Source organism: Olivibacter sp. SA151, from assembly GCF_054130995.1.
Map to the genome: position 1 here is coordinate 1,549,968 of NZ_CP096391.1, position 17,559 is coordinate 1,567,526.

Here is a 17,559-nt window from a genome sequence, read left to right on the forward strand (position 1 = left end):
TATTACCAATTAGCCGGCATTTTACAATATTTTTCGTAAATTTGCAAAGTATTCCTACCAACACCTAAAAGCTTCCTGATTTCAATTATTACATCAGATTTTTTCAATGTTTGAATCCACGTCAAGTCCACGTGAAATCCACCTTTAGTCCACGTCATATCCACCTATCATTCGGTATACTTCCGCTATCCATCCGTATTTCATTGCTTTTCTATAGAACGTATATAGTACGGATGTTACAGGAATATCATAGGAATGGAAGACGGATGAAAAAGGGATCTCCTAGGACATCTATTTAAGCAGGGCTTTTATTTGCTTTTGACTGGAAAAGCATCGAGTAGTGCAAACACTTACTCTTTTTCCATTGTGTCTACTGTCATATTAAAATAGCACCTTTTTAGTAAAGGCTTAACCAAAGAAATAAATATCCAATAAAAAGAACATAGCAAAAATAACGGAGGCAATCCCATTGGTGGTCATAAACGCCCGATTAACTCGTCGTAAGTCGGTAGGACTTACGATAAGATGTTGATAGACGAGTAGCGAACAATAAAAAAGAACACCTATAATATAGAACCAACTTAAATGTAGATAAAACATAGGGATGATTACGCAACAAGCCGATAGTATATGTAAAACTTCGGATATACGTAATGCACCCTTCTTGCCAAAGTAAGCTGGTATCGAGTTTAAATGATGGCTTCGATCAAATTCTTCATCCTGTAAAGCGTAGATAATGTCAAAACCACTTACCCAGAAGAGTACAGAGAACGCATATAACACCGGTACGATATTGAAGCTGCCCGTTACAACCAAATAAGCACCGAGGGGAGCTAAACCTAGACCTAATCCCAATACCAAATGGCACAGAGGCGTTATACGTTTGGTATAGCTATAAAACAATACAACAAATAGTGCTACAGGCGAGAGGTAAAAGCAAACAGGATTAATAAAATAGGTGGCTATTACAAAAATAATGCAGTTTATGGTGGTGAAAATTAGTGCGCTCTTTGCACTTATACGGCCTGCTGGAATATCACGCATAGCTGTGCGGGGATTAAGCGCATCAATATCCCTGTCTAGATAACGATTAAAGGCCATAGCGGCATTACGCGCTGAAACCATACAGATCAACATCAGTAACAGTAACAACCAATTGAACGTATAATTGGTTGTGTGAATGGCTAAAAAGAAACCAATAAAAGCAAAGGGCATCGCAAAAATGCTATGTGCAAAAAGAACAAGCGATAGATATTTTTTCATTTGTGTAATTGTAACGGCGTGCTACGCACCTGCTGATGTCAGCTTATGTTTATATCGATGATATTAAACGGTGAATCTCTGATTAACTTCGTCAATTAAACCAAGTACTTCGTCGCACCCATTTCGGGTTTCGGACGAGGTGAGTATATGTGGTGGAACTTCTTCAAACCAAGTTAAAAGAGCCTTACGAAACAGTTCTATATTATGTTCCGATTTTATTTTAGACTGTTTATCAGCCTTGGTAAAAATAAGAATAAAGGGAATGCCTTTTTCTCCCAACAAACAGCAAAAATCCAAATCATTTTTTTGTGGTGTTAATCTGCTGTCTATCAGCACGAATACACATTGTAGATTCTCCCGGTTAAATAGGTATTTTTTTATAAATTTTTCCCATTCGCTGCGATTTGTTTTAGAGGTTTTTGCATAACCGTACCCCGGTAAATCTACCAAAAACCACTCCTTGTTAACTAAAAAATGGTTTATTAACTGCGTTTTTCCGGGTGTTTGCGAAGTTTTTGCTAAACCTTTATGCTGAGTTAACGCATTGATCAATGAAGATTTTCCCACATTTGAACGTCCTATAAAGGCGTATTCAGGAATCGTAGGAGGAGGAAGCTTATCTATCCTTGTGTTGCTACAAACAAATTCAGCACTTTTTATGATCATAATAGGCAAAGATAGCATTTTAGTTGTACGTTTTAAGCCGTAAATAGTTGAGTAGGGAAATGGTTGATAACAGACAAGGGATAGGATACTCGGCATAAGACATGACAAATTATGTCTGCAACGCTAGTCGACCACTCACAACGATTATTACATAGAGACCCTTGGCGAAGAACGCAATTTTGTATAAGTTTGCGTACGCATGGATTCAAACACAATTACCCCATATAAAGATGACAAGGTAGGCAAGAAACAACAGGTCGCTACCATGTTCAATAATATATCGAAGACCTACGATTTCCTCAATCACTTTTTATCTTTTGGTATTGATATCATATGGCGAAAGAAGGCGATTAGGTCGCTCCGCCAATTGCAACCTAAAAAAATATTGGATGTAGCTACCGGGACGGGTGATTTTGCCTTTGAGGCTATTAATATACTGAAGCCTGATAAAATAGTCGGAGTTGATATTTCTGAAGGGATGTTAGCGGTTGCCAAGGAGAAAATCGCAAAGCGAGGTGTGGGCAATAAATTTGAAGTAGTGTTGGGAGATTCGGAGGGTTTACCTTTTGATGATGGATCATTCGATGCCGTTACAGTCGCTTTTGGCGTTCGCAATTTTGAAAACCTGGAAAAAGGTCTTGCTGATATTTGTCGCGTGTTAAGGCCGGGAGGGAAAGCGGTTATATTGGAATTTTCAAATCCAAAAACTTTTCCCATGAAGCAACTTTACAGTGTTTATTCCAGGACACTCATGCCTTTCTTCGGAAGATTGTTCTCCAAAGATCGGGAAGCTTATAGCTATTTGCCGGAGTCAGTTGTACAATTTCCGGACGGAGAGCGGTTTACAACAATTCTTGATCGAGTAGGTTTTTCAAAAACAGTATGTAGACCGCAAACTTTCGGTATTTGTAGCATTTATATAGGCACAAAATGATGATAAAAAAAGGTATTGCATTGGGCGTTATGCTCGTTTTTTCTTTTGTTGCGAGTGCGCAAAAAAGAATGACTTTACCTTTTAGCGGCGAGTACGATGAAGATCAGATACTTCATCTCGGCTTTTTCTTTACCTATCAGACTTCTTATTATAAGGCCACAAAAAATGCCCATTGGCAATCATCCAATGGTGGTGTTCCGGGAAGAAGGTTGGTAGGGTTAAAAACGCCTGCCGCCATGGGCGGAGTAGGCTTCGGCATCCCAATTGATGTACGGATTGGTGGGAATGCAAATTTTATTGTCAGGCCCACATATTTGATATTCGCTAACCAGTCGTTGGACTATACGTTTTTGGACGAAGCTACAGGCGAACGGGTTACGATATCTAAATATCATAAAGAGGAACCCAACCCTAATGCAAGCGGCAACAGCTTAGATAAGAACTTTTTTGCATTTGAAATGCCTGTTCTATTTAAGTTTAAATCGGATATGAAAAAGATCTACGGCGAAGATAAATATCGGGGCTACCTTGTTGGAGGTGCAAAATTCAGTAGAAATATAGGACGGAACAAATACTATAACGAGCTTACAGAAAATCGTCCGGAATTCATGCCCCTTATTGTAAAACCTTATTATTTTTCATATGAAGCGGGGGTAGGTGTCGATTTGTTTTTTGAGTACTTCAAGATGTCGGCAGAGTTAAAATGGTCGCAAACCATGAATAGCATTCTCGATAAAAAATGGAAGAACTTACCCAATCCTTTTATGGAACCACTTGATAAACTATCGCTAAGAAGTATCCAATTCAGTTTGATATTTGAGTAGTTGGCTGAACGAGTCTTTTATGAGGGAGTGATTTCAGAAAGCATAAAAGGAGATGGACTTACATAGATAAAAGAACAAAACAGAAGGAATTCATTTAAAAATATCGTGTTTACCTTGAGCAGTATAACACGATAAAAATAACATGTTAGGAATGAAGACGGTCTTTATAACAGGTGCAAGCTCGGGAATTGGTTTTGCCTGCGCGGAAATATTTGCAAGGGAAAAGTACAACCTTTTATTGGCATCCCGCCGGGTAGACCGGTTGCATGCCATGGCTACTGATCTACAAAATAAATATGGCGTTCAGATTCATGCAATAGGTTTAGATGTACGGGATAAGAACCTAGTACAAAAGGTATGGGATGAATTACCTGAAAATTGGAAGGTTATTGATGTTTTAATCAATAATGCAGGTCTGAGTCAGGGATTGGAACCCATACAAGAAGGCAACACTGACGATTGGGATCGCATGATTGATACTAATTTGAAGGGCTTACTTTATGTTACGAGAGCCGTAGCTCCTGCTATGCAAGAGAGAAAGACAGGACATATCATCAATATCGGTTCGATTGCCGGGAAGGAAGTTTATCCAAATGGAAACGTGTACTGTTCAACAAAGCATGCAGTAGATGCCTTGACGAAAGCGATGCGAATCGATTTGTTGCCGTATAATATAAAGGTCACAAGTGTTGATCCGGGAGCAGTCGAAACTGAGTTTTCCGTTGTTCGGTTTAAAGGTGATAGAGAGAGAGCTAAAAAAGTATATGAAGGTTTTACTCCCTTGTCTGCCGAGGACGTTGCAGAAGCTATTTGGTTCGCAGCTTCCCGTCCACCCCATGTAAATGTAAATGATTTATTGCTAATGCCAACGGCTCAGGCAACCGGCACTCTTTTCCATAAGGAGCCATAAAATATTTTTATCGAAACTTGGATTGTATGCTATTTTGTGGTTATTTTGAGACTGATCGATTAGCAGGAAAGGTAAATCTTAAGTAAATACTTGTTCCTGTTTACCTGTTTTATGTGTAAAATAATTAGTTTTGCCCAAAAAGTAATGTCGCGGTAGCTTATAATATAGGGAACAATCCCAAACGTTAAATAATTCGCATCATAAAGGTGCATAATATAAAATGAATATGGCTCTTGAGAACACGATAAATCAGGATATTAAAGCGGCTATGTTAGCCAAAGACGAGGCTCGGTTGAGAGGATTGAGAGCAATTAAATCTGCTCTTTTACTAGCGAAGACAGAAAAAGGAGCAACCGAAACGTTAACAGAGGAAACAGAGGTAAAAGTCCTACAAAAACTCGTTAAGCAGCGCAAAGAATCTGCTGAGATTTATTTGCAACAAAACAGACAGGATCTTTATCAAATAGAAAAAGAAGAACAGGACGTTATAGAAGAATACTTACCCAAACAGCTCAGTAGGGAAAAGATCGTTGCAGAGGTACAACGTGTAGTACAAGAGGTGGGTGCAACAAGCGTCAAAGATATGGGTAAAGTAATGGGCCTTATTAATCAGCGTTTAGCAGGCAAAGCTGATGGAAAGACGATAGCAGAAGTAGTTAAGGAGCAGTTAAGTGCCTTATAGGAGGTGCTAAACATGATTGCATTTCATCAAAAGTTATATAGATACTAGGAATTATTATATGGAGTTGACCATTAAGGAAGATAAGGGTTTTAAATATATAGATGAAGGTACAGGAGAAGTGGTGCTTATGCTCCATGGTTTAATGGGAGCCTTAAGTAACTGGGAAGATACAGTTAGCGAATTGAAAGAGACCCATAGAGTGATCATCCCCATGTTGCCGATATACGATATGCCGATAATCTCAACGGGTGTTAAAAGTTTAACAAAATGGTTTGAAAAATTTGTTAACCACCTCAAGTTAAACAATTTTGTACTAATCGGTAATTCTTTAGGAGGCCATGTGGCTCTCATGTATGTCGCGGAGCACCAAAATAAAGTGAAAGCGCTGGTATTGACGGGAAGCTCAGGATTATATGAAAATTCATTTGGCGGCTCATTTCCCAGAAGGGAAAGCTACGATTATATAAAGGAAAAGGTAGAGTTTACCTTTTACGATCCAAAAATAGCTACTAAGGAACTAGTAGATGAAGTTTTCGAAACCGTAAATAATAAAGAGCGAGTCATTAAAACAATCGCTATGGCTAAATCGGCAATTCGGCATAATATGGCCAAGGAATTGCCAAATATTAAAATCCGAGTAGGCTTAATTTGGGGGAAAAATGATAAAATTACGCCGCCGGAAGTAGCTGAGGAATTTTTAGAAAAACTGCCCAATGCTGAATTGACCTGGATCGATCAGTGTGGCCATGCTCCAATGATGGAACAACCTTTGCAGTTTAATCAACACTTAAAAGCATTTTTGAATAAACTGGATGCATAGGTATTATCAAAAAAGACCTCTTTTTTGATAAGGGATTAAACCAAACGTTGTTTTTATCGTATATATAAATAGTTATTGATGACTCGCTCGATGAGAAATTGCAGCACTCATTACCCGATTAACTAAAAAAGTAAAAGCAACGATGACTACAGGTGAAATCATAAAAAACGACATATTTCCAGTCCGCCCGGAAGATACCTTACAATTTCTTTTGGATAGAATGACTGAATATAAAGTGTCGCAACTTCCTGTAGTGCAGAATAACGCTTACTTGGGTTTGGTTATTGAAGATGATCTTTTGGAGCATGTGGGAGAGATGCGCTTGGAAGCGGTTGCATCCAAGCATGCCTTAAAACTGATTTTTGCCTTCGAAAATCAACACGTTTATGACGCGCTACGTCTTTTTCATGCACATAGCTTGGATATATTGCCGATTGTGGATGAACAACAGCAGTACAAAGGTGTGATTACGTTGAAAAATCTAACAGATTTCCTGGCAGAAAACATGGCGTCCGATGCAGAAGGCGGAATCATTGTGTTGGAAATAGGAAATAGAGATAACTCATTGTCCCATATATCACAAATTATCGAATCAGATAATACCCAGATTCTCAGTTCAAGTGTCAGAAGCTTTCCTGACTCAACGCGGCTTGAAATCACATTGAAATTAAATAGAACGGATATATCTTCTATTGTGGCAGCGTTTTTAAGGCACGATTATATCGTCAAGGGAATTTATAATGATAAGAGAGGCTACGACTCTACCCGGGATCGGTATGATCAGTTAATGAGGTACCTGGATTTATGATTTTACGGATGAAACAGACAGACGATATGACACAGCCGACCGCCTCATGCGATCAAAGCTTCATCTCCGTTAAGAATAAATTATTTTAATGAAAATAGCTATATACGGAAGAGAGTTTCAGAATGCTGTCATTCAATATGTACAAGCGTTGTTCGATCTTTTAGCAGCAGAAGATATCGAAATATGGGTATATCAACCTTTCAATGAATTTTTAGCCGATAAAATAGCTTGGAGGAAGGAAACCCACTCCTTTTATTCTTATACAGACCTTCCCGGTGATACCCGGTTTATGTTGAGCCTTGGCGGTGACGGAACCATGTTGGCAGCCGTTTCCATTATCGGTGATAGCGGTATTCCGGTGACCGGTATAAATTTTGGACGACTTGGTTTTTTGGCAAGTATCAATAAAGACAAAATTGAACATGCGCTTGCCCAACTGCTTAGCGGGAATTATGATATCGAAAAGAGGGTCTTGCTCGCTACCTATAAAGGTAATGGGCCGGAACCGGATGGGAGGCAATTAGCTTTTGCTTTAAATGATATTACAATCATTAAAAAAGATAGCTCTGCCATGATAACGGTTCATGCTTATGTAAATAACGAACTGTTAAATGCTTATTGGGCGGATGGACTTATCATCGCGACCCCGACGGGTTCTACTGCATATTCATTGAGCTGCGGTGGGCCAATTGTAATGCCCGGCTCGGGAAACTTTATCATTACACCTATTTCACCTCATAACCTAAATGTCAGACCTATCGTGGTATCAGACAGTAGCACGATCCGTATCGAAGTCGAAAGCAGAAGCGACTCTTTTTTGTTTTCTTATGATTCAACAACTGAAACGGTCAATACCGGGACAGCGATCCATATACGGAAGGCCAATTATGCTGTTAATCTGATTCGGCTAAAGCAAGAAAGTTTTTTTAGTACCATACGCCATAAACTTTTGTGGGGGCTGGACACGAGGAACTATTAGTGAAAATAGTAACGTAGTTGAGTAAGAAACTTATTAATTAGTCAATATGATAATTACTAATGTGATAATGAGGGTCCAATGCGAACGAAAGCTGACAGCCGGTTAATGAGCCAATGGGGAATAAGTAACATGGGTAACTAAAACAGGCAGTGCCGATTGCCGAAGGCTGAAGATGCCATGGACCACTCAATAACTAATAACCACTCAATAACTAATAGCTAAAACCTAACCGCTTATATAAAATTTCTCTTATCTTTACCACCTTTATTGGAGATGCATGCACGTTATGCTAAAAAATACATCGCTGCTAGTTGCGGTTATGCTTCTTGTGACAAATGTAGGAAGATCTCAGGACTGGGAGTTTGGGCTTAGTGGGGGCATGTCAGGTTATATGGGAGAATTGAATCCTACTAATCCGCTTAAGTTAAATGACTGGACGCTTGGTTTACTCGTGAGAAAAAACCTAAGCAGAAATTGGGCAGTGCGGTTTAATTTTCTTCGCGCCAATACACAGGGTGATGGAGCTTCCAATTCCAACGAATTTGTAAGACAGCAGCAACTGTATTTTAAATCACCAATATATGAGGCATCGCTAGTAGGTGAGTTTAATTTTTTTAAATTTGAACCGTCATATGGTCGGGTTTCTTATACTCCTTATCTGTTTGCGGGTATTGGAGGTTTTCATTTTCAGCCAAAGAACTATAATTTTGACGGAGAATTAGTAAATCTACACGATTATCAAACGGAAGGTGTTGATTACAAAAGGCATGCGCTTAGTATTCCCTTTGGCGTAGGGTTTCGTTATAATCTGCGCGGGCCCTGGACAATTGGAGTGGAGTTGGGATATCGCATAGCATTTACCGATTACATAGATGATATAAGTGGAGATTACATAAATGGATTTGATTGGGTGCCGGGAAGAAACAGGTTGGGGGATGAAGAGCTCAATCAACGGCTGTATTTTATTGATCCATCGCAGCAAATGCTCGTGGGAACGCAGCGAGGTGATGGCCGACAAAAAGACACGTATATGTTAGCCACCTTTACGGTAACATATGCGATATTTAGGGCAGGATGTCCTGTTTATATAAAGAAGAATTAGCTTACGATGACTAATGTTGAACTGATAGATCGCAGTAAGTTGCCGCGACATATAGCCATCATTATGGATGGAAATGGACGCTGGGCAAAAGAACGCGGTAAGTTGAGAGTGTTTGGCCATAAACGTGGTGTGGACTCGGTGCGAGATGTTTTAGAAGGTGCTGTGGAAATCGGTGTGCCTTTTTTAACCCTATATACATTTTCTGCTGAAAACTGGAACCGCCCGAAATTGGAGGTGGCCGCCCTTATGGAGTTGTTAGTGTCTTCAATTGGTAAAGAAACAAAACGATTGATGGCAAATGGCGTGAAGCTAAACGCGATCGGAAATCTCGATCTGTTGCCTGCTAAAGCGTTAGCGCACTTGAAACAGTGTATGGAAGAAACGGCGTCCAATACCAAATGTACGTTGACGCTGGCCTTGAGCTACAGTTCCCGCTGGGAGATTGCAGACGCAGCAAAAAAAATAGCACAGTCTGTTCAACAGGGTTTATTGAAAGCTGACGATATCGACGAAGCCCTGTTTGCTCAGCATCTTAATTCTTATCCTCTACCTGATCCCGAACTTATGATCCGCACAAGCGGAGAACAGCGCATCAGTAATTACTTACTATGGCAATTAGCTTACGCTGAATTGTATTTTACCAGTAAATTATGGCCGGATTTTAGAAGGGATGACCTGTATGCCGCTATTGTTGAGTTTCAAAATCGAGAGCGCAGATTCGGCTTAACCAGCGAACAATTAAAATAAGTATTTTAACTTTATATATATCAAAATATCAAAAGCTAACGTTCAAAATTTGAAAAAAAATAGTTTAACAAAAATTAACAACTGTTTATTTTACTTTAGCGGCGATAAATAATTTCAATGAAGCGACTTTTTCTTTTAATAGGTTTTTGTTTGATAGGAGCGCAAATTGCTTCAGCACAACTTCGAGTAGGTAATTCGTCTAGGCAAACGGGTGGGTCTGGCTACTTGAATCCAAAGGATTATATTATTGGAGGTGTTACAATAAGTGGTACTAAGTTTTTAGATAACGATGTATTATTGACGATTTCGAAACTTTCTGTCGGTGATCGTATTGAAGTACCCGGAGAAGCAACTTCCAACGCAATCAAGAACCTATGGTCGCAAGGGCTTTTCGATAATATTGAACTTACCATAGACCAGGTTCGGGGTGATACTGTATTTTTTAATATTGACGTGGTAGAACGACCGCGTTTAACGCGTATCGACCTGGATGGTTTGAGTAAAAGTCAAACAGAGGAGGTTAGAAAGCGACTAAACGAAAATACGGGGAAAATCATTAACGAAAACTTACTGAATACCACCCGAAATACGATTAAACGTTACCTTAGGGAAAAGGGCTATTTATATCCTGATATTAACATTTCGCAAGTAAAAGATACAACAGAAGCAAATAACCAAATTCTAAAAGTCGCAGTTAAGAAAAATAAAAAAGTAAAAGCGAAAGAAATTAACTTCACCGGTAATAAAGAATTTTCCGATGCGAAAATGCATAAATACCTGAAAAAAGTGAAGCAAAAGAGGTGGTGGCGGTTTTGGGGCCCCGGTAAATTTAACTATGAAAAATATGCTGAGGGTAAAGAGGCGCTTATTTCGAAGATGCGCAGTAAAGGTTATCGCGATGCAACCATTGTTCGGGATTCTGTTACCCAGTTGAATCGAAAAAATGTTCGCATTGACATTGATGTGTATGAAGGGCCAAAGTATTACTTTGGTGACATAACCTGGTCGGGTAACGCAAAATATACCGACGAAACACTTAGCAAGATCTTGGGGATAGAAAAGGGAGAGGTATTCAGTGAAGAGAAATTGAATACCAAATTGTTAGGCCCATCCAAAACAGGAGCCGATGTTTCTGCCTATTATATGGATGATGGTTATTTGACCTTCCAGGTAGATCCTGTGCAGACAAAAATCTATGGGGATACCATTGATTTGGAAATGCGTATGTATGAAGGACCACAATATGATGTCAATCGGATTGTGCTAAAAGGAAACGACGTGACAAACGATAAAGTGGTTCGGCGTCAATTACAAACGAAACCGGGACAAAAATTCTCCAAGACGAATATCATGCGGGATATCCGTGAAATTGCCACCTTAGGTAATTTTGACGAATCCAAGACTTCACCGGTGCCGAAGCCAAACCCAGCCGATGGAACGGTCGATATTGAATATACGGTAGCTGAAAAACCTTCCGATCAAGTGGAATTGTCTGGAGGTTTCGGAGCGGGACGTATTATCGGTACCTTAGGTTTAACGTTCAATAACTTCTCTACCAAAAATCTATTTAATAAAAAAGCTTGGAAACCGCTTCCTCGTGGAGACGGGCAAAAGCTAAGCTTGAGAGGCCAAACGAGTGGTAAATCGTATCAATCCTATAGCTTCTCTTTTTCTGAGCCTTGGCTAGGAGGGAAGAAACCGATTTATTTTGGTATAAGTGCCTTTACTTCTATGTCGGCCTATGGCGGTTACGATTATTATACCGGCCGCGAGAACGTTACGGAGAGTACCCCCAAAATCCGGATGAACGGTGTAACGGTTAGCTTAGGTAAGCGTTTAAAATGGCCCGACTATTATTTTCAGGTAAACTATTCGTTAAACTTACAACAATATAAGTTGCGTAATTACGATGCTTACTTCCTGTTTAGAAATGGTACATCTTATAATATTAACTTAACGCAAGAGATAAGCCGGAACTCGCTGAGCGATCCGATTTTCCCTACCTCCGGATCGAATTTGCGCTTCACGATACAGGCAACGCCTCCTTATTCTTTGTTTAATAATATCAATTATCCTACGGCGCCGGATCATATCCGTTATCGTTGGGTAGAATATCACAAATGGAAATTTGATTCGCAGTGGTTTCAAACGGTTGTGGGTAAACTGGTATTTAAAGCTCAAGCTCAATTTGGATTTATTGGCTCTTATAGTAAAGTTACCGGTACCTCGGCCTTTGAGCGCTTTAAGTTAGGGGGGGATGGTATGATGGGCTTCGACTTTCTACAAGGTTCTGAAGTAGTTGCCATGCGCGGTTATGCCAATGGTTACGTGATACCGGAAACGAAAACAAACAGCCAGGATATTCAAATTGCAAGAAACTCCGGTAGCCCGATTTATACACGTTATCAGATGGAGTTGCGTTACCCTGTCATGATGAATGAGCAGGCGAAGGTCTTCTTGCTTGGATTCGCTGACGCGGGTAATACCTGGGATGCCTTTAAAGATTTCAATCCGTTTAAGGTGCGTCGTTCGGTGGGTATAGGGGCGCGCATTTTCCTTCCAATATTTGGTTTATTAGGAATTGATTATGGACATGCCTTCGATCCTATACCGGGGGTTGATAGAAGCCAATGGCGCCAACCATTCACGTTCAGTATTATGCAACAGATGGGAGGATTTAACTAGTAATAGGACATCAGACGTAAGTAGTAGGATATAGACATAAGAAACAGGATAATGTAAGGGAGTGGAAAAGACGGTGAGACTTGTGCTGATACCTGATACTTTAGTCTTGATACTGATATCTTGATGCCAAAAGAATTGCTAAAAAATGTTAAATTTTATATCTAAAATATAGGAATGGTATTATATTTGGCATTCATTAAGAAAAGATGAGGTCTTTCATCCCGATTAGTCAGGTTAAACCTTGGCTGAAAAGCCGAGTCTGAAAGAACATAAAGAAATGATCATATGAACACTAAAAAAATATTCTTAACGTTAGCTTTTATATTTATTGCCGGCGCTTCTGCATTCGCTCAACGCTTTGCTTATGTAGATAGTGAATACATATTAAAGCACATTCCGGAATATGTTTCTGCGCAGAAGCAACTGGAAGATATGTCCGAAAAATGGCAAAAGGAAGTGGATGCTCGGTACAGCAGCATAGAAAGAATGTATAAGGCTTATCAACAAGATCAGGTGATGTTGAGCGATGAGATGAGAAAGAAAAGAGAGGACGAGATTGTGCAGAAGGAACGTGAGACTAAAGAGTTTCAAAAGAAAATTTTTGGCTTTGAAGGTGATCTGTACAAGGAACGCCTTAAACTAATCAAGCCGATACAAGAGCGTGTTTCCAAAGCCATACAAGCGGTTGCCGAAAGCCAAAATCTAGACGTGGTACTCGATAAAGGAAGTGAAGTGACATTCTTGTACTCTAATCCGAGGTTGGATAAAAGCAATGATGTAATCACTCGCTTGGGTTATAAACCGGAGGCACTTGCAAAATAGAGAATACTTGCTTAAAATTGCACCAATTTTCAAATCCGTAGCTGAGCTTTTGCCTACTACGGATTGTGTTGTGTAAAATGTAATTAACTTAAACAAAAATTATAGACGGCTCTGTTGAGTCAACAAAATTAAAATTGCGAATGAAACATTTATTTAAGTCGGTTTTAGTAGCTGCAGGATTATTTTTAACAGTTGGCGCTGTGAGTGCACAACAAAAAATTGGACACGTGAATTCACAGGAGATTTTGCTTCTAATGCCGGAGTACAAAACAGCCAATCAAACATTGGAAACTTTTGTAGGTACTAAACGTACTGAGATTCAACAAATGGATGCTGAGCGTCAAAAAAAGATCACAGCATTTATGGACAAGCAAAAAACCAGAAGCGAAGCTAATAAAGAAACAGTAGATAAAGAATTGCAAACCTTAAGTACAGAAATCCAGCAGATGGAAGGACGTATGGGAGAGGTGCAGCAGAAGGCAGAACAGGAAGTAGGTGCGAAAAGAGAAGAGGTGTTCCAACCGGTTTTTGAAAAAGCAGAAAAGGCTATTCAAGCGGTGGCAAAGGAAAAAGGTTATGCCTATATCCTAGATATTGCACAACAATCTGTTTTATATTTTGAGGGAGGAGATGATATTAGTGCTGCAGTAAAAACGAAGTTAGGAATCGATCCAAATGCGAAACCGGTAGCACCGGCAGCCACGACGCCTACTACTACCACTCCAGCAACAAAATAAGTGATCTAAAGGTAAAGAAAACCGTTTCTATTTATAGGAACGGTTTTTTTGTTTTATGAGGAGGGTGAGAAGAGAGGTGTAGGGTATAGGGTATAAGGTGTAAGGTATAGGGTATAGGGTGTAAGGTATAGGGTGTAAGGTATAGGGTATAAGGTATAAGGAGTTAGGTATAAGGTGTGATTAGATGCCGGGCCTCAGAAGCTAAACTTTTGAAATTCCTATTATTTAAAAACATTCTAAATAGCTGTGTTTGACAAAGTTTTGACACTGTAACAAGCGTATAGATGTACTTTTGTCGACAGTATAATATAGAGAGGGTAAAGAGACCTTGGAGCATCTTAAAGTAATAGCATTTACACACAAGCACGTTGACCTAAAAGATTTAGGCAATTTGGTTATTTGTAATGAAGAGCTTGAAAGCCGATTGATTAACGTCAAAAACAATTTTGACATCGAAGAGATTTTTTACGTAGGCACATGCAATCGGGTTGAATTCGTTTTTCATGGAAAACATACCTTAACAAGTGAGTTCGTGAAGAACTTTTTGCGTGGATTGAATTTTTGTGTGCCTGATGAACAATTTGATCAATTTCTTAATCAGGTGACTACTTATGAAGGACTGGATGCTTTACATCATTTATTTAGGATGTCCTGTTCTTTGGAGAGTTTAGTTGTCGGAGAAAAAGAAATATTAGCGCAGGTTCGACGAGCTTATGAAAGATGTCGTAAAGGGGGATTAACGGGTGATTTTATGCGCTTAATGATGAACAGTTTGGTGAAGACGGCTAAGGAGGTTTATACACATACCATGATCTCCCGTAATCCGGTGTCCGTTGTATCATTAGCCTATCGTAAATTAAGAGATCTCAAGTTCACTGATAATCCCCGTATCTTATTAGTAGGCGCAGGTGAAACCAACCAAAATATCTCAAAATACCTACAAAAACATAAATTTTCAAACTTCGTAGTATTCAACCGTACAATGGATAAAGCGGAACGTTTAGCGAAAGAGTTAAATGGCCGAGCCTTTCCATTAAGCGAGTTAAGGCACTATAAGGAAGGATTTGATATACTGATTACCTGTACAGGTTCTACAGAACCTGTTATCACACCGTCTATTTATGCCAGTTTGCTAAATGGGGAGACATCCAAGAAGATAGTCGTTGATTTGGCAATCCCGAACGATGTTTCGGAGGAGGTACTTGCTGAAAACGCAATACACTACATAGAAGTTAGCGGCTTGCAGGCAATTGCGAATAAGAATCTTCAGGAACGTTATAACGAACTTATCCATGCGGAAAGAATTATTGAAAACAATGTTGCTGAGTTTTTACCTATTTTAAAACAGCGAAAGGTAGAAATAGCCATGCGCCAAGTACCCGAAAGAGTGAAGGAAATAAAATCTTTTGCATTGAATACGGTCTTTGCTAACGAGCTTAATTCCTTGGATGCCAGTTCCAGAGAGGTTTTGGAAAAGGTCATTAACTATATGGAGAAAAAATATATCAGCGGTCCGATGGTGCTTGCAAAGGAAATATTAATCGCAAAAAGCAAAGAGACGGCAGAAAATTAGGGGGTAGGGTTTCTTTCTACACATTGCTTTTAGCTTATCACATTATTTTTTTTATTTTTATAGCAATTAAAGATGGTTATCTAACAATACACCATCTTTTTTGGCATTTAGTGAAGTGTTTTAATTGAAGCATCGGATTCTAGCTGCGCTGAATGGATTCAATGAATAGATAGTGGACGAATAAAGGGAGTATTCCAAGGGCGGAATAAAAGTTGAGTTGGGTAATGAGGGTTAGAAAATGGATTATTTACAATTGCAACATATATTATAAAGGTGGACAGAACGCTTATTATTGGAACAAGAGGTAGCGATTTGGCTTTGTGGCAAGCTAACCATGTGAAAGATCGTTTAGCTACAATTGGCGTACAAGCAGAGCTTAAAGTTATTAAAACACAGGGAGATAATATACAGCATCTTCGTTTAGATAAATTAGAAGGCAAGGGTTTTTTTACGAAAGAATTGGAAGAAGAACTGCTTGCTGAAAAAATCGACATTGCCGTACATTCGCACAAAGATCTTCCTACTGCAAATCCACCTGGATTAAGAATTGCAGCGGTATCTGAAAGAGAAGATCCTTCAGAATTATTGATTATTCTGAAAGATTGCGTTGATCTTAAGAAAAGATTATCCGTTAAACATAACGCCATTGTTGGCACTTCCTCCAATCGGCGGAAAGCACAGTTGTTGGCTTTCAGACCGGATTTGGAAATCGAAGATTTACGAGGTAATGTAAATACTCGTTTACAAAAGTTGCGTGATGAAAAATATGATGCTATCATGTTGGCAAAAGCGGGTGTTGAACGTTTGAAATTAGATTTAAGCGAGTTTCATGTGGAAATCATACCTCCAACGGAAATTATTCCGGCTCCTGCTCAGGGCGTTTTAGCTATTCAAATTCGTGAATCCGATCATACATTGTATGAAGTTTTGCAAAAACTGCATCAAAAAGATGTGGCTGAAACTATAGGAGTAGAGCGTAAAGTCCTTAACCTTTTTGAAGGAGGATGTCATATGCCATTAGGTTGTTACTGTCGGAAAACTACAACCGGTTATGAAGTTTGGACTGCAAAAGCTAAAGACGGAGAAAGCTTTCCTACACGTTTATATCTTAAAGCGGAAAGTGCTGCTGGCTTGGCAGAAGAGATTGTAGAGAAATTTGATCCGGATAGAAAATTGCCAAGTTCCGTTTTTATCACCCGTGAACTTGCTGACACCTCTTTTCTGAAGCGGTCCTTGGAACAACATCATATAAAAGTTGAAGGGCGATCGCTCATTAAAATTTTTTCCATTATAAATACCTTGGATCCATATATACTCAAATATGTTCGATGGGTATTTTTTAGTAGTAAAAATGGAATCGAAAATTTTTTCAAGCTTAAACCGAGACTTAGTAAACATGTGCAATATGCCGTAGTTGGTCGGGGTTCCGAAGAAGCTTTAAGAAGCCATGGGATTATACCTGCGTTCACTGGAGAAGCCGAGGGGATTGAAATGGAAAAAGTGGGAGATGCCTTCGCCCAAGTAGCAGCAGGTTCTACAGTACTATTTCCTCGCGCAAAAGGTTCGCTGCAAACCATTCAAAGTCGGCTAACTGCCGATACGAAGGTTATTGATTTACCGGTTTATGAAACGCGTATTGATGAGCAGGTAGAAGGCTCGGGAGCGGATGTCCTAATCTTTACTAGTCCAACCAATGTTGAAGCCTACTTTAAAGATAACTTGGTAGAGCCGGGGCAGAAAGTGATCAGTATCGGTAACTCTACAGGAAAAAAGCTCGAGGAGATAGGAGTTCAATACACATTGCCTTTCTCACCTGACGAGCTAGGGTTGGCAGAAGCAGTTTTTGCACTGAATTACAGTAAGGGAAAGCCAACGAAAAATGATTCATCAGGAACTGTCACCCCATTGCTATAATATGTTTTGCTACTTCAATCGCACATTTTCATGCTTATCTTTGTAACAAGAAAAATCTCAAAAGCTTCGTGTACGAGCACCTCCCTTTTTCTT

The 17,559-nt window shown here is 39.4% G+C and carries 16 protein-coding genes; 14 read left to right on the forward strand and 2 right to left on the reverse strand.

All coding sequences use genetic code 11. The annotated features are described in order from the left end of the window. Positions 1–408 precede the first annotated feature (408 nt). Together M1D52_RS06070 and yihA are read right to left on the reverse strand one after the other, a co-directional pair. Positions 409–1,263, reverse strand: a complete 855-nt coding sequence (locus tag M1D52_RS06070) for a UbiA-like polyprenyltransferase (RefSeq protein ID WP_013668398.1) — start codon at positions 1,261–1,263, stop codon at positions 409–411. Positions 1,264–1,326: 63 nt separating this feature from the next. Then, positions 1,327–1,929: a ribosome biogenesis GTP-binding protein YihA/YsxC gene (gene yihA / locus M1D52_RS06075; protein WP_041387796.1), complete on the reverse strand. Its 603-nt coding sequence runs from the start codon at positions 1,927–1,929 to the stop codon at positions 1,327–1,329. A 199-nt stretch (positions 1,930–2,128) separates the two neighbouring features. On the opposite strand from yihA, the gene ubiE reads away from it, so the two are divergent. The 14 genes from ubiE to hemC all read left to right on the forward strand — a co-directional run bounded on the left by ubiE (position 2,129) and on the right by hemC (position 17,466). Beyond that, a complete protein-coding gene (ubiE, locus tag M1D52_RS06080) occupies positions 2,129–2,863 on the forward strand; it encodes a bifunctional demethylmenaquinone methyltransferase/2-methoxy-6-polyprenyl-1,4-benzoquinol methylase UbiE (protein ID WP_013668396.1) in 735 nt (244 codons plus the stop codon). Next, positions 2,860–3,687: a hypothetical protein gene (locus tag M1D52_RS06085; protein WP_013668395.1), complete on the forward strand. Its 828-nt coding sequence runs from the start codon at positions 2,860–2,862 to the stop codon at positions 3,685–3,687. The genes ubiE and M1D52_RS06085 overlap by 4 nt, the downstream gene beginning before the upstream one ends. 142 nt (positions 3,688–3,829) lie before the next feature. Beyond that, positions 3,830–4,597, forward strand: a complete 768-nt coding sequence (locus tag M1D52_RS06090) for an SDR family oxidoreductase (protein ID WP_013668394.1) — start codon at positions 3,830–3,832, stop codon at positions 4,595–4,597. 226 nt (positions 4,598–4,823) lie between these two features. Further along, entirely contained in the window at positions 4,824–5,279 is a 456-nt protein-coding gene (locus tag M1D52_RS06095; protein ID WP_437391843.1) for a GatB/YqeY domain-containing protein, read from the forward strand. A 58-nt stretch (positions 5,280–5,337) separates the two neighbouring features. Next, positions 5,338–6,099, forward strand: a complete 762-nt coding sequence (locus M1D52_RS06100) for an alpha/beta fold hydrolase (RefSeq protein WP_013668392.1) — start codon at positions 5,338–5,340, stop codon at positions 6,097–6,099. Between the two features lie 142 nt (positions 6,100–6,241). Beyond that, positions 6,242–6,907 carry a CBS domain-containing protein gene (locus tag M1D52_RS06105; RefSeq protein ID WP_013668391.1) on the forward strand — a complete coding sequence of 222 codons (666 nt, stop codon included), beginning with the start codon at positions 6,242–6,244 and terminating at the stop codon, positions 6,905–6,907. An 88-nt stretch (positions 6,908–6,995) separates the two neighbouring features. Continuing rightward, a complete protein-coding gene (locus tag M1D52_RS06110; protein WP_437391844.1) occupies positions 6,996–7,886 on the forward strand; it encodes an NAD kinase in 891 nt (296 codons plus the stop codon). A gap of 286 nt (positions 7,887–8,172) precedes the next feature. After that, positions 8,173–8,988: a type IX secretion system protein PorG gene (gene porG, locus M1D52_RS06115; protein WP_041387795.1), complete on the forward strand. Its 816-nt coding sequence runs from the start codon at positions 8,173–8,175 to the stop codon at positions 8,986–8,988. A 6-nt stretch (positions 8,989–8,994) separates the two neighbouring features. Next, positions 8,995–9,735 (forward strand): isoprenyl transferase, encoded by a 741-nt coding sequence (locus M1D52_RS06120; RefSeq protein WP_437391846.1) that lies wholly within the window; start codon positions 8,995–8,997, stop codon positions 9,733–9,735. Positions 9,736–9,852: 117 nt separating this feature from the next. Further along, positions 9,853–12,420, forward strand: coding sequence for an outer membrane protein assembly factor BamA (gene bamA, locus M1D52_RS06125; protein WP_013668387.1), 2,568 nt, complete (start codon positions 9,853–9,855; stop codon positions 12,418–12,420). A 285-nt stretch (positions 12,421–12,705) separates the two neighbouring features. Beyond that, positions 12,706–13,242 carry an OmpH/Skp family outer membrane protein gene (locus M1D52_RS06130; protein ID WP_013668386.1) on the forward strand — a complete coding sequence of 179 codons (537 nt, stop codon included), beginning with the start codon at positions 12,706–12,708 and terminating at the stop codon, positions 13,240–13,242. Between the two features lie 140 nt (positions 13,243–13,382). Next, positions 13,383–13,979: an OmpH/Skp family outer membrane protein gene (locus tag M1D52_RS06135; protein WP_013668385.1), complete on the forward strand. Its 597-nt coding sequence runs from the start codon at positions 13,383–13,385 to the stop codon at positions 13,977–13,979. Positions 13,980–14,307: 328 nt separating this feature from the next. Further along, complete coding sequence (gene hemA, locus M1D52_RS06140; protein ID WP_013668384.1) at positions 14,308–15,552, forward strand: glutamyl-tRNA reductase; 1,245 nt, start codon at positions 14,308–14,310, stop codon at positions 15,550–15,552. 273 nt (positions 15,553–15,825) lie between these two features. Further along, on the forward strand, positions 15,826–17,466 hold the full coding sequence (gene hemC, locus M1D52_RS06145) for a hydroxymethylbilane synthase (protein WP_013668383.1): 1,641 nt from the start codon (positions 15,826–15,828) through the stop codon (positions 17,464–17,466). Positions 17,467–17,559 lie beyond the last annotated feature (93 nt).